The sequence below is a fragment of the uncultured Winogradskyella sp. genome (assembly GCF_937958655.1).
Lineage (GTDB): Bacteria > Bacteroidota > Bacteroidia > Flavobacteriales > Flavobacteriaceae > Winogradskyella.
Map to the genome: position 1 here is coordinate 19026 of NZ_CALGNH010000011.1, position 13301 is coordinate 32326.

General features: G+C 34.4%; 11 protein-coding genes. 5 read left to right on the forward strand and 6 right to left on the reverse strand.

Annotation, left to right across the window (positions count from 1 at the left end; genetic code table 11):
• Positions 1-24 precede the first annotated feature (24 nt).
• The 3 genes from Q0800_RS02250 (at position 25) to Q0800_RS02260 (ending at position 3301) form a co-directional block, all read left to right on the forward strand.
• The gene (locus tag Q0800_RS02250) at positions 25-618 is read left to right on the forward strand and encodes a SprT-like domain-containing protein (RefSeq protein WP_299127238.1); all 594 of its coding nucleotides are present in this window, start codon (positions 25-27) and stop codon (positions 616-618) included.
• A gap of 1 nt (position 619) precedes the next feature.
• The gene (locus Q0800_RS02255; RefSeq protein WP_299127239.1) at positions 620-1705 is read left to right on the forward strand and encodes a mannose-1-phosphate guanylyltransferase; all 1086 of its coding nucleotides are present in this window, start codon (positions 620-622) and stop codon (positions 1703-1705) included.
• Positions 1706-1777: 72 nt separating this feature from the next.
• Positions 1778-3301, forward strand: coding sequence for a DUF389 domain-containing protein (locus tag Q0800_RS02260; RefSeq protein WP_299127241.1), 1524 nt, complete (start codon positions 1778-1780; stop codon positions 3299-3301).
• Here the strand turns inward: Q0800_RS02260 and Q0800_RS02265 are convergent, their stop codons facing one another.
• Together Q0800_RS02265 and Q0800_RS02270 are read right to left on the reverse strand one after the other, a co-directional pair.
• Positions 3302-4069, reverse strand: coding sequence for an ATP-binding cassette domain-containing protein (locus tag Q0800_RS02265; protein WP_299127243.1), 768 nt, complete (start codon positions 4067-4069; stop codon positions 3302-3304).
• Positions 4069-4806, reverse strand: a complete 738-nt coding sequence (locus Q0800_RS02270) for an ABC transporter permease (protein ID WP_299127245.1) — start codon at positions 4804-4806, stop codon at positions 4069-4071. The genes Q0800_RS02265 and Q0800_RS02270 overlap by 1 nt, the downstream gene beginning before the upstream one ends.
• A 106-nt stretch (positions 4807-4912) precedes the next feature.
• On the opposite strand from Q0800_RS02270, the gene pafA reads away from it, so the two are divergent.
• Together pafA and Q0800_RS02280 are read left to right on the forward strand one after the other, a co-directional pair.
• Positions 4913-6568: an alkaline phosphatase PafA gene (gene pafA / locus Q0800_RS02275; protein WP_299127246.1), complete on the forward strand. Its 1656-nt coding sequence runs from the start codon at positions 4913-4915 to the stop codon at positions 6566-6568.
• An 8-nt stretch (positions 6569-6576) separates the two neighbouring features.
• Positions 6577-7383 carry a DNA/RNA non-specific endonuclease gene (locus Q0800_RS02280; RefSeq protein WP_299127247.1) on the forward strand — a complete coding sequence of 269 codons (807 nt, stop codon included), beginning with the start codon at positions 6577-6579 and terminating at the stop codon, positions 7381-7383.
• Between the two features lie 53 nt (positions 7384-7436).
• Here the strand turns inward: Q0800_RS02280 and Q0800_RS02285 are convergent, their stop codons facing one another.
• The 4 genes from Q0800_RS02285 to gcvP form a co-directional block, all read right to left on the reverse strand.
• Positions 7437-8288 (reverse strand): glycosyltransferase family 2 protein, encoded by an 852-nt coding sequence (locus tag Q0800_RS02285; RefSeq protein WP_299127248.1) that lies wholly within the window; start codon positions 8286-8288, stop codon positions 7437-7439.
• A gap of 3 nt (positions 8289-8291) precedes the next feature.
• Positions 8292-9188: an FkbM family methyltransferase gene (locus Q0800_RS02290; protein WP_299127249.1), complete on the reverse strand. Its 897-nt coding sequence runs from the start codon at positions 9186-9188 to the stop codon at positions 8292-8294.
• A gap of 11 nt (positions 9189-9199) precedes the next feature.
• Positions 9200-10258 carry a ketoacyl-ACP synthase III gene (locus tag Q0800_RS02295; RefSeq protein ID WP_299127251.1) on the reverse strand — a complete coding sequence of 353 codons (1059 nt, stop codon included), beginning with the start codon at positions 10256-10258 and terminating at the stop codon, positions 9200-9202.
• 106 nt (positions 10259-10364) lie between these two features.
• A complete protein-coding gene (gene gcvP / locus Q0800_RS02300) occupies positions 10365-13214 on the reverse strand; it encodes an aminomethyl-transferring glycine dehydrogenase (protein WP_299127252.1) in 2850 nt (949 codons plus the stop codon).
• Positions 13215-13301: the final 87 nt, after the last annotated feature.

A 13301-nucleotide genomic window follows, 5' to 3' on the forward strand; every position in this document is an offset into this window, starting at 1 on the left:
TAGGAATACGCTATTTTTACAACAATGCAAACAAAGCTTTTAGATTACATTCCTAGTGAAGCACATGCTCAGGTAGAAGCCTTATTGAGCCAAACCAATATCGTTGTTAAAGTAAAAAAAGAACGTAAAACCAAACATGGAGATTATAGGCCTTTACCAAATGGTAAACACCAAATTACTGTAAATGGAAACCTGAATCCGTATCGTTTTTTAATTACATTAGTCCACGAGATAGCTCATTTTAAAGCTTTTGATACCTATGGACGTTTTATAAAACCGCATGGAAAGGAGTGGAAACACACCTTTCAGTATTTAATGTTACCTTTTTTAAGACCAGAAGTTTTTCCTGTAGACTTATTACCACTTTTGGCAAAGCATTTTAAGAATCCAAAAGCATCGAGCGATACAGACGCGACACTCGCCTTAGCTTTAAAGCAATTCGACGAACCTAACAATAAAAATTACGTATTTGAAGTAAATTTTAACCAAAGATTTAAGCTTTATAATAATAGAGTTTTTATTCGTGGAAATAAAAGAAGAAAACGCTTCGAATGTGTTGAAGAAAACACAGGAAAGATTTACCTTTTCAACCCAAATGCCGAAGTAGAAATATTATAAAATGAAAAACAAAAATTATTATGCCATACTAATGGCAGGAGGAGTAGGGTCACGGTTTTGGCCAGTAAGTACGCAGAGCTATCCAAAACAGTTTCATGATATGTTAGGAACTGGTGAAACCTTAATACAGAAAACATTTAAGCGTTTAACAAATCTTATTCCAGAAGAAAATATTTTTATTTTAACTAACGAACGTTATAATAATTTGGTATTTGAGCAATTACCTACGCTTACAAAGCGCCAGGTAGTTTTAGAGCCTACAATGCGCAACACAGCACCATGTATTTTATATGCCTCTTTAAAAATTCAAAAAGAAAATAAAGATGCACTGATGATAGTAGCACCTAGTGATCATTGGATTGAAGATGAACAAGCGTTTTCAAATAATGTAAAAACTGCTTTTGATTATTGCACCTCTAGCGATGCGCTAATGACCTTGGGTATAACACCAACATTTCCAAATACGGGTTATGGATATATTGAATTTGATAAAGAAGAGTCGTTGAGCGAACTACAAGTGAAATCTGTTAAACAATTCCGTGAAAAGCCAGATTATGAGACCGCTAAATCTTTTATAGATCAAGGTAATTTTTTATGGAATGCAGGCATTTTTATGTGGAGTGTAGCTTCGGTTATTTCAGCCTTTAAAAGAAATCAGCCAGAATTATATAAACTGTTTGAGTGTGGTTATAATGTTTATAATACGGAATTTGAAGACGACTTTATTAGAGATAATTATGGCAAGTCAGAAAATATTTCTGTAGACTATGCTTTAATGGAAAAGAGTGATAATGTGTACGTCATTTCTGCAACTTTTGATTGGAATGATCTTGGCACTTGGGGAAGTCTTTATGATAAATTGGATAAAGATGGCCATAACAATGCCATTTTAGAAGCTAAAAGCCTAGCTGAAAATGCTGAAGGAAACATCGTTAGAGCGCCAAAAGATAAACTCGTTGTTATTGATGGTTTAAATAATTATATTATTGTAGATCATAGAAATACACTTTTAATTTATCCTAAGGATAAGGAACAAGATATTAAGCAAATACAACAACGCATAAAAAAAAAATACGGTGATTTGTAATATCACCCTTAGCTCAATTAAAAAATAAGACGTTTTTATTTTTTATATTAGGCTTACTATTAAACTTTAGCAATGGAAGAAAGCAAATTTAATTTCTCTGATGAAGATCAGTCACAGAAGACTAACGAAATGAATAAAGAGGCGGCTGTTGAAGAAAAAAAGCAAGCCGTAAAAAAAGATGCACAAGGTCTTTTTGCAAGTATTTCTACCTTTCTTAGTGAGCTTTTAGATTTTAGAGACGATACAGACCGAGATGCTACAATTGCCGCAATAAAGGCCGATATTTCTTTTAAAGGAGCCACGGCTTGGATTTTGGTTTGTTCCATCATGGTGGCTTCAGTTGGTCTAAATGCAGATTCTACAGCTGTTGTTATAGGTGCCATGTTAATCTCACCATTAATGGGACCTATTTTAGGTATAGGAATGTCTATAGCACTAAATGATATTGATACGTTAAAGAAGTCTCTAATTAACCTTGCAATAATGATTGTGCTTAGTTTATTAACGGCATTTTTATTTTTTAGGATTTTTCCAACTGCCGAAATTATTACCGGTGAATTAGCAGGGCGTACAAAACCAGATATCAGAGATGTACTCATTGCCTTTTTTGGAGGTTTGGCATTAATTATAGCAAGAACAAAAAAAGGAACTATTGCGTCTGTAATTTTTGGTGTTGCTATAGCAACAGCATTAATGCCACCCTTATGTACCGCAGGATATGGTCTTGCTAATGGTGTGCGTGGTATAGAAGGTGGTTTTGATAACTTCCTAGGTGCCATGAATTTATTTACCATAAATACAATATTTATTGCTTTGGCCACTTTTATAGTATTGAAACTTTTACGTTTTCCAATGCTAAAATATGCCAATTCAAAAAAGCGAAGACGCATTGCGCAATTAGCCTCGTTAATTGCTATTATCGTTATGATTTGGCCAACGGTGAGCTTCGTTAACTTTATTACAGATACCCGTGTTAAAGCAGACTTTAATGCTTTTATTAAAAATGATATTAATAGTAATCCAAACCTTTGGTACCAAGAACGCGATGAAGATCTAGATGCAGTTCATAAAATTATTAATTTACATTTTAACGGTGATGTGAGCGATGAAATGATTTCTGCTTTAGAAAACAATAAAAAGAAATATAAAAATATTAAAGATTTTGAACTCATAATTAATGCCAATAAAACGAGAAGTGCAGATATGTTAAACGCATCTTTAAATAGAGCTTACGCAGATTTAGATCAAAAGGATATTGTTATTAAAAGTCTTCAAGACCAAATTAGTAAGTTGGAGCTAAAGGTAACGGATCTCAATAAGGTTCTAGAGTCTAATGCTACAGACAATAACAATAACTCTGTGTCTTTTACAATGCTTTCTAAAGACGTAAAGATTCGATTTAATGAATTAGAAGCATTTGGTTATGCCAAGTTTTTAGAGTCTAAAGATTTTGTTACTATAGATACTGTAGATGTAGCTAATGTAAGATGGAAATTAGATTTAAATGATAGCCTTGTATTAGATCGAGAGAAAAAACTACAACTTTGGTTAAAAAACGAGTTAAAAGTAGATACCGTTTATATAAGAAGGCACTAATTATTGATTCTCATTTAAATACATTTTTCGAACTTTTTTAAACAGTTCAGAAGAGTATACAAAATTTGTAACAGCTTCGTTATCGGTTCTAAAAATGGTCTCTTTTGTGCCTTCCCATGCTTTTAAGCCATCTTTGAGAAAGACAATTTTTTCGCCAATTTCCATAACAGAATTCATGTCATGAGAATTGATTACTGTAGTTATTTGGTATTCATCTGTAATTTCTTGGATGAGGTTATCAATAACAATAGCCGTTTTAGGATCTAAACCAGAGTTAGGCTCATCACAAAACAAATATTTTGGATTATTAACAATTGCTCTTGCGATAGCAACTCGTTTCTGCATGCCTCCAGAAGCTTCACTTGGCATTTTGTGATGGGCACTATCTAAATTAACACGTTTAAGTACAAGATCTACACGATCTTCCATCTCACTTTTACTCTGTTTGGTGAACATTCGTAACGGAAACATAATATTTTCAGCAATGGTCATAGAGTCAAACAGAGCACTGCCTTGAAAAACCATTCCTATTTCTGATCTAAGTGATGTCTTTTCATCCCTAGTTAGATTTTTAAAAATTTTTCCTTCATAAGAAATTGAACCACCTTCGTAATCAAAAAGACCTAATAAACATTTTAGAAAGACAGTTTTACCAGATCCACTTTGACCTATAATTAAATTGGTTTTTCCTTTTTTGAAAGCCGTGGAAATTCCTTTAAGAATTTTAGTTTCACCAAACGATTTATGTAGATCTTTTACCTCAATCATTAGCCCAAAAGTAAACTAGTTAATAAGAAGTTTATTAATATAATAACCACACTGGTCCAAACAAACGATGTTGTACTGGCTTTACCAACCTCTAAAGCGCCACCCTTCATAAAATAACCGTAAAACGAAGGAATAGTGGCCAAAATAAATGCAAACACTAAGGTTTTAATAAAGGCATATATCATATGAAACACAATAAAATCGGTTTGCACGCCTTCAATATAATCTTCTAAACTGCCGTAGCCACCATATACGCAGGCTGCTAAACCGCCTAATATACCCAAAAACATAGCAATAGAAATTACAAAAGGGTATAAGGTTAAGGCTATAAATTTGGGAAAAACCAGATAATTAATGGCATTAATACCCATCACTTCTAGCGCATCAATTTGCTCAGTAACGCGCATTGTTCCTATACTAGACGTAATAAATGAACCCACTTTACCAGCCATAATTATAGAAATAAAGGTTGGTGCAAATTCTAAAATAATGGATTGGCGAGTTGCAAAACCCACAAGATATTTAGGGATTAAAGGGTTGTCAATGTTTAATGACGTTTGTATGGCCACAACACCTCCAACAAAAAATGCAATAAAAGAAACAATGCCTAAAGACCCAATAATAAGATCTTCAATATCTTTTAGGATTAGTGTTTTAAGCACAGACCATTTTGTTGGTCTGCGGAACATATCCTTAATCATTATAAAGTAGGTGCCAATATTATGAAGGTACTTCATACAAGTTTTCTTAATGCTAAAGTATGAAAAAAGATGAGTTAATTAATGTTAATTTAAGATAAGCGAAAAGCTGTATTTTTGAATATCGAAATTTCTTGTATTTATAATGAAAAAAATAGTCATTTTTATAAGCATATTAGCCTTAGTTTACTCATGTGGTTCTCAAGAAACGCCAATGGCTGAACGTAATTTAGAATTAACATCAAAACCAAAGCTGGTTGTAGGTATTGTTGTAGATCAAATGCGTTACGATTATTTAACGCGCTTTGCGTCTAAGTTTGGTGAAGGTGGTTTTAAACGCATGATGCGTGAAGGATTTAATTGCAAAAACAATCATTTTAATTATGTGCCAACCTATACAGGTCCTGGTCATGCTTCAGTATATACTGGTACTACACCAAAATACCATGGTATTATTTCAAATTATTGGTATGATAAAACACTAAAAGAAACCGTGTATTGTGCCTCAGACACTAATGTTGAATCTGTTGGTACCAATAGTGATGCAGGTAAAATGTCTCCACGTAGAATGTTAACAACAACTTTTGCGGATGAGAATAGGCTGTTTACACAAATGCGAGGAAAAACTATAGGTATAGCTATAAAAGATAGAGGTGCTATTTTAACAGCGGGTCATACAGCAAATGGCGCGTATTGGTTTTATGGTAAGGATGAAGGGGCTTGGATAACAAGTACATTTTACAGAGATGATCTTCCAAAATGGGTTAAGGATTTTAATACATCTAACACTGCAGCGTCGTATTTAAAAGTTTGGGATACCTATCAACCTATTGAAACGTACACAGAAAGTGGTAGTGATTTAAATAATTTTGAAGCTGGTTTTAAAGGGAAAGACACAGCCACATTTCCTTATGATTTAAAAGCTTTAGAAAAAGAAAATAATGGTTTCGATATTCTAAAAGCAACAGCCTACGGAAATAGTTTAACTGTAGATTTTGCCATTGCTGCTATAGATGGTGAACCCTTAGGCACTAATGAAGCAACAGATATGTTAGCCGTAAGTTTTTCGAGTACGGATTATGTAGGGCATAATTTTGGGGTAAACTCTAAAGAGATACAAGACACCTATATAAGATTAGACCGTGATTTAGAGCGGTTTTTTAATCATTTAGATAAAACTGTGGGAAAAGGTAGATACACGGTCTTTTTAACCGCAGATCATGGAGCTGTTGAGGTACCTGCATATTTACAATCGGTAAATATTCCTGCTGGGTATTTAGACTATAATGAGAGAAAAGCGCGCTTTACAACATTTTTAGAAGCGACGTATGGCACTAATGCTATTGTTGAAAATGTGAGTAATAATCAGATCTTTATTAATAAAACTAAACTCAAAGAATTAAACTTAAATATTCATGAGGTAGAACAAGCACTTGTTGACGAGCAAATTAGTTATCCCAATATAGCAAAGGTCTATACAGCAACAGCCATGAATAGTACTAATTTTACAACAGGAATAGAAGCCTTGTTGCAAAATGGCTTTAACCAAAAACGTTCTGGCGATGTTATTGTTGTAGATGATATAGCACATATTGCCTATAGTAAAACAGGATCTACACATGGTAGTGGATTAAATTACGATACCCATGTGCCTTTATTGTTTTTTGGAGCTGGCATACAAAAGGGAGAAACACATACCAAAACTGTAATCCCAGATATTGCACCAACAATTTCTGCCCTTTTGGGTATTAGTTTTCCTAATGGAGCAACAGGTGATGTTTTGGAGTTTGTAATTGATTAAGATTTATTTTGAATAAAAAACAACTATATTCATTTATTGCCATTATTATTTTGGTGACTATTTATGTTTTTGAACATTACATAGATTCAGAAAAAGAGTCAGCAATTGTTGAAGAAGGCAAACTACCTAAGATAGAAACCAACGAATATTTTTTACCCAGTAGTACAACTGGTCAGGTCGTACATCATCAAAACTATTCGTTATCGTATAATGAACCTTACGAACAAGCAGAATGGGTAGCTTATGAGCTCAAAGCCAAGCATTTAAGTTCAGTAAACCACAAAAGACCATATTTTAGAGTTGATGAAAGCGTAAAAAGTGGAGCTGCACATTGGCGAAACTATAAGCAATCTGGTTATGATCGAGGCCATCTTTGTCCTGCAGGCGACAGAAGGTTTAGTAAAGCAGCACATGACGAAACCTTTTTAACTAGTAATATTAGTCCTCAAGAACATCAATTTAACTCTGGTATTTGGAATAGATTAGAACAAAAAGTGAGGTATTGGGCCAAAAAATACGATGGTGTTTTTGTGGTTACAGGTGGAATCTTAAAAGATGGATTAAAAACCATAGGTGAAGAGGGTGTTGCCGTGCCAAATCAGTTTTATAAAATTGTGTTAGATAATACCAACGGAAAACCAAAAGTATTGGCGTTTTTATTGAGTCATAAAGACTCAGATTTACCATTATATAGGTTTGTTGTATCTGTTGATGAAATTGAAAAGTTAACAGGTATAGATTTCTTCCCAGAGTTAGATGACGCTAATGAAAATAAAATTGAAGCCTCAAGTAGTTACAAAAGTTGGGCATTCTAGGAATTTAGTTTATACCCAATGTAATGAATTATAAGCATCATCTTGCAGTAAGTTTATTTTATGAATTTTGATTTTATCCCCTTCCACCGAAAACCTCTAATAAATTTGCCTTCGTCTTTAGAAACTAAAAAATCTATTTTTTTTCCTCTCGCCCTAAAATAACCACTCAAATAATCTCTAAATAACCTGAGATTCTTTTTTTTATAGGCCAATTTTAAAGCTGAAATCAGCGTAATCCAAAACCCACAACGCATTTTGTACATGGCCTCACCTTGCAAGTATTTTGAGGCCTTGTTATAAGATTGGCCAGTTGGTTTTAGATGTTTTACATGGAGCGATTCGTCAGTAAAAATTTGCCAACCGTGGTACTTGGCTAAAAGTTCATCTACCGTGTCCCAACCCATTGATGGTTTGAGTTGCCCAATTTGTAGAAAGCATTCTTTTCTATAGGCTTTTAGTGCACCTCTTATATGATCTTTGTTGGTTAAGTTTTCTAAAACCCATTGTCCATTTTTTTCAATATAACAGAAACCAGAGACCATACCGAGTTTTACATTGTTTTTGTAATGTGCTGCAATAGATTCCAAATAGTTATTTGGAAAAATAAGATCGGCATCAAACTTACACATAACCTCATAGTTATCATCTAAAGTTTTTAGACCTTTATTGAATGCATTAATTATTTTAGAACCAGGTAGGTGTTGGTCTGAGGAGGTTGTATTAACTAGTGTAATCCAGCTGTGTTTTGATGTAAAGGCTTTAACTATTTTTTGAGTTTGGTCTGTAGAATTATCATTGACTACTACCAATTGCCTTGGGAGAAGCGTTTGCTCAACTAATGATTGAAGAGTTTTACCTATATAACTTTCTTCGTTGTGGGCTGGTATGATGATGTAGAAATTCATAGTCTAAACTACAAATTCTTCTATTAAGTTGATTTTATTTTTTGGAACAAAAAAGCAATTCCTAACACCATTATCTTTTGTACGCTTAATAGTTTCAACCCTTGTTAGGCCGTTATTGGTATAATTGTAGAAAACGTAATCTAAATTTTTAAAATAGTCTTCTAATTCATTTTCAATAGTGCTAAATAATGTTTCGCATATAACTATTGGTTGATACTTTCTAATAGTATTTAAACCAGAATTTAAAATGTCAATTTCCGTGCCTTCAGTATCAATTTTCATGAGATCTATTGACGGTATATTTTGTTGTTTAACAAAATCATCTAATGTTTTTGCTTCAAGTTCATTTTTAACAAAATTTCTTGAAGTTTTCTTTGTGCCTGCATTTCCTTCTCCAGCTAGATTATACTTAAGATATTTGTATTTGAAGCTTTCAACTTCATAGAAATCAATTGCTCCATTGGTATCGGACAATGCCAAATCAACTGCTGTGATGTTGTGGGATAAGTTATTAAGAATTATGTTTTTATTTAGGTAGAACTTTGGGCCATGTGCAGGTTCAAATGCATAAACTCTCATATTTGGATTAGATACTACTCCCAATAAAGCGTAATAGCCAATATTAGAACCAATATCTAAGAACGTATTTGTCTTTTTAGAAAGTTTTTCGAAAATATTTGAGTATTCAAAATTTTTATAACCGTTCCAAAAAAGAAGCTGTGTTAAGTAGCTGGTTTGGTTAGTAGCTAGTTTAATTATACCCGAATCTGTTTTTAGCTTTAAAATACCTGAAGGAGGTAGCTTTATTTTTTTTGGAAGTAAAGTGTGCACGCTCCTATTTAAATTACGAAGTATGAAATTTAAATAGGAGTTGTAAATAATTTTGTAAAAATTTTGCAAAAAATGAATTGTTAATATCTATAGGTAATTGCATTAATATGCATGCCTGCACCAACACTCGCAAATATAATAACATCACCTTTGTTGATTTTATGATCATTTAATTTCTTGTTCCTAATTAAATCAAAAAGGGTAGGTACTGTAGCCACAGAGCTATTACCCAATTTATGAATACTCATTGGCATAATGCCTTCTGGTGCTTTGGTTTTATATAATCTGTAAAAGCGTTTTATAATGGCTTCATCCATTTTTTCATTAGCTTGGTGGATAAGGACTTTCTTAACTTCAGATATATCAATACCACTTTTATCTAAACAATCTTTCATGGCTTTAGCAACGTTGGTTAATGCAAATTCATATATCTTACGACCATGCATTTTTATGTAGCGCGTATCTCTGCATAGGTCTTTGTTGTAAGAATTTCCAAAAAATAAATAGTACACTTCATCGTGAGTAAACGATGCCGACTCATGTGCTAAAATACCGCCCTCAGTCTCACTGATTTCAACAATACTAGCACCTGCACCATCAGAGTAAATCATAGAATCTCTATCATGCTTATCAACGACACGAGAAAGTGTTTCTGTGCCAATAACTAAACAACGTTTTGCCATGCCTGCCTTAATATAAGCTTGGGCTTGTATTATACCTTCTACCCAACCTGGGCAACCAAAGAGTATATCATAGGCAACACACTTTGGGTTTTTAATGCCGAGTTTATGTTTTATACGAGCGGCTAAACAAGGTAAAATATCACTCTGTATGGTGTTGTGTTTTACATCGCCAAAATTATGGGCGCAAATGATATAATCGATACTTTCTGGATCAATATTGGCATCGTCAATGGCTTTTTGAGCTGCTAAAAATCCTAAATCAGAACTTACCAATTCATTATCTGCATAACGGCGTTCACTAATTCCTGTAATGGCTTTAAACTTTTCTACAATAACTTCGTTTGGGTAGTCAATTGACGAACCATCTGCGTTAAGAAAAGCATGTTGATGAAACTCAACATTTTTTTCAATACGATTAGGGATATAGCTTCCTGTTCCTGTTATTTTAATGCTCATAAATATGGTATTCTAATCACTATTTGATCTAAAAGTAGCAATGTAAGGGTAATTTAGCAAAAAACTAAAAATACGTTATGTTGCTTTACGATGTTCAAAACCTTATTTATGCTTCTGCATAGGCTTCAATTGGCGTACAACTACAGATTAGATTTCTATCTCCATAGGCGTCATCTACGCGTCTAACACTAGGCCAAAATTTATTGTCTTTTACGTAATCTAACGGAAAAGCAGCTTCTTCTCTGGTGTATGGTAATAACCATTCGTCAGCGGTAAGCATTGCCATAGTGTGAGGGGCGTTTTTTAATACATTATTTGGCTCGTCTTTAGAAGCAGCGTCTATTTCTTTTCTAATAGAAATCATAGCATCGCAAAAACGATCCATTTCTGCTTTATTTTCGCTTTCCGTTGGTTCTATCATCATGGTACCTGCTACTGGGAAAGATACTGTTGGCGCATGGAAACCATAGTCCATTAAGCGCTTGGCTATATCCGTTACTTCAATGCCTTTTGTTTTAAAATCGCGGCAATCAATTATCATTTCGTGAGCTGCTCTTCCATTTTCACCTGTATAGAGCGTATCGTAGTAGCCTTCTAAACGTTCCTTTATATAATTGGCATTTAAAATAGCCACCTCTGTTGCTTCTCTTAGCCCTTTAGCACCTAACATTGTTATGTAACCATAGGATATGATGCATGCTAGTGATGATCCAAATGGTGCTGCGGAAATTGCAGAAATAGCTTGGCGCCCACCTGTTTTAATAATTGGGTTTCCTGGTAAAAACGGAACTAATTGCTCTGCAACACAAATTGGGCCAACACCAGGTCCGCCACCTCCATGAGGAATGGCAAATGTTTTGTGTAAATTGAGGTGGCAAACGTCTGCGCCAATATTACCTGGATTGGTTAGACCAACTTGTGCGTTCATATTAGCACCATCCATATAGACTTGCCCGCCATTATCATGGATGATTTGAGTAATTTCTTTAATTGCGGATTCATAAACTCCATGCGTAGAAGGATAAGTAACCATTAATGCAGATAGGTTGTCTTTGTGCAATTCTGCTTTTTCTCTTAAGTCGTCAACGTCTATATTGCCGTTCTCCGAAGCTTTGGTTACAACAACCTTCATACCTGCCATAACAGCACTTGCAGGATTGGTTCCGTGTGCAGAGGACGGAATTAAACAAATATTTCTGTGATGGTCTCCACGAGATTCATGATAAGCTTTTATAACCATAAGACCTGCAAATTCTCCCTGTGCTCCAGAGTTAGGTTGTAATGATGTGGCTGCAAATCCTGTGATTTCTGTGAGTTGATTTTCGAGCTCGTTTAACATTAATTGGTAACCTGCAGCTTGGTGTTTTGGTGCAAAAGGGTGCATATTTCCCCAGTTGCTCCAACTTAAGGGTAGCATTTCGGACGCTGCATTTAACTTCATGGTACAAGAACCTAGAGATATCATAGAATGGTTTAGTGCTAAGTCTTTACGCTCTAATCGCTTAATGTAACGCATAAGCTCTGTTTCAGAATGATAGGCGTTAAAAACATCAACGGTTAAAAATTTGGAGTCTCGCTTTAAGTCCTCTGGAATTGTATTAGAGGAAGTGATAGAGGTAATTCTATCGGTTTCGGTTTCTGTGGCCGCTTCAAAAATTTCAATAATTTCATTTAAGTCTGAAATTGTTGTAGTTTCATTTAGTGAAATTGTAACCGTATTATTATCTGGGTAGTAGAAGTTAACTTCTCGTTTTTCGGCTTCATATTTTACTTTAACAGAATCTGCTTTAATTTGGATGGTGTCAAAATAATGGGTATTTACTTGCTCTAAGCCTAATTTATCTAATGCTACAGCTAAAGTACCTGTTGCATTTTGCACATTGCTTGCTATAAAATCTAGGCCTTTTGGTCCGTGATAAACGGCATACATGCCAGCCATTACTGCTAATAGAACCTGAGCTGTACAAATATTTGAAGTGGCCTTATCGCGCTTTATATGTTGTTCGCGTGTTTGTAAGGCCATACGAAGGGCTCTATTGCCATTACTATCTTTAGTGACACCAATAATACGACCTGGTACATCTCGTTTGTAAGCTTCTTTTGTTGCAAAATATGCAGCATGAGGGCCACCGTAACCCATAGGGATTCCAAAGCGTTGCGTAGTGCCGAGTACAACATCTGCTCCAAATTTACCAGGGGCTTCTAATTTAACTAAGCTTAATATATCAGCGGCAACGGCTACTTTTATATTTTGAGCATTGGCTTTTTCAATGAACGATTTAATATCTGTAATCTGACCATTTTTACCAGGATATTGAAGTAAAGCTCCAAAATAATCTTCGGATAAATTATATTCTGCTTCATTACCAATTTCTAGTTCAATACCAATAGGAGTAGCACGTGTTTCTAAAAGGGCTATGGTTTGCGGTAAGACTAAATCTGAAACAAAAAATTTATTAACTCCTGCTTTTTTCTGAGCACGCTCTCTAACTGCAAATAATAAGCTCATAGCTTCTGCAGCTGCAGTACTCTCATCTAATAACGATGCGTTAGCAATTTCCATACCTGTTAAATCAATAACCATGGTCTGAAAATTTAATAAAGCCTCTAAGCGTCCTTGAGCAATTTCTGCTTGATAAGGTGTATAGGCTGTATACCAACCTGGGTTCTCTAAAATATTACGTTGTATTACAGCTGGTAAGTTAGAAGGGTGGTAGCCTAAACCTATATAAGATTTATAAACTTTATTGAGTTGCGAGAGTTTGTATATATGGTTGAGATATTCATGCTCACTCTTTGCTGGATCTAAGTCTAAGTCTTTTTTAAGACGAATACCTTTGGGTATGGTCTCAGAAACTAATTGATCTATACTTGTAACACCTATAGTGTTTAACATGGCTTTTTGTTCTTCTGAATTTGGGCCAATGTGTCTTAATGCAAAAGAGGTTGTATTCATCGTAAATCTAGCTATTTTTTTGATATGCAAAAATACGGATTTAGCCTATTTTTTTTGTTAATAGATACCAAAGTTTTTAACCGAAAT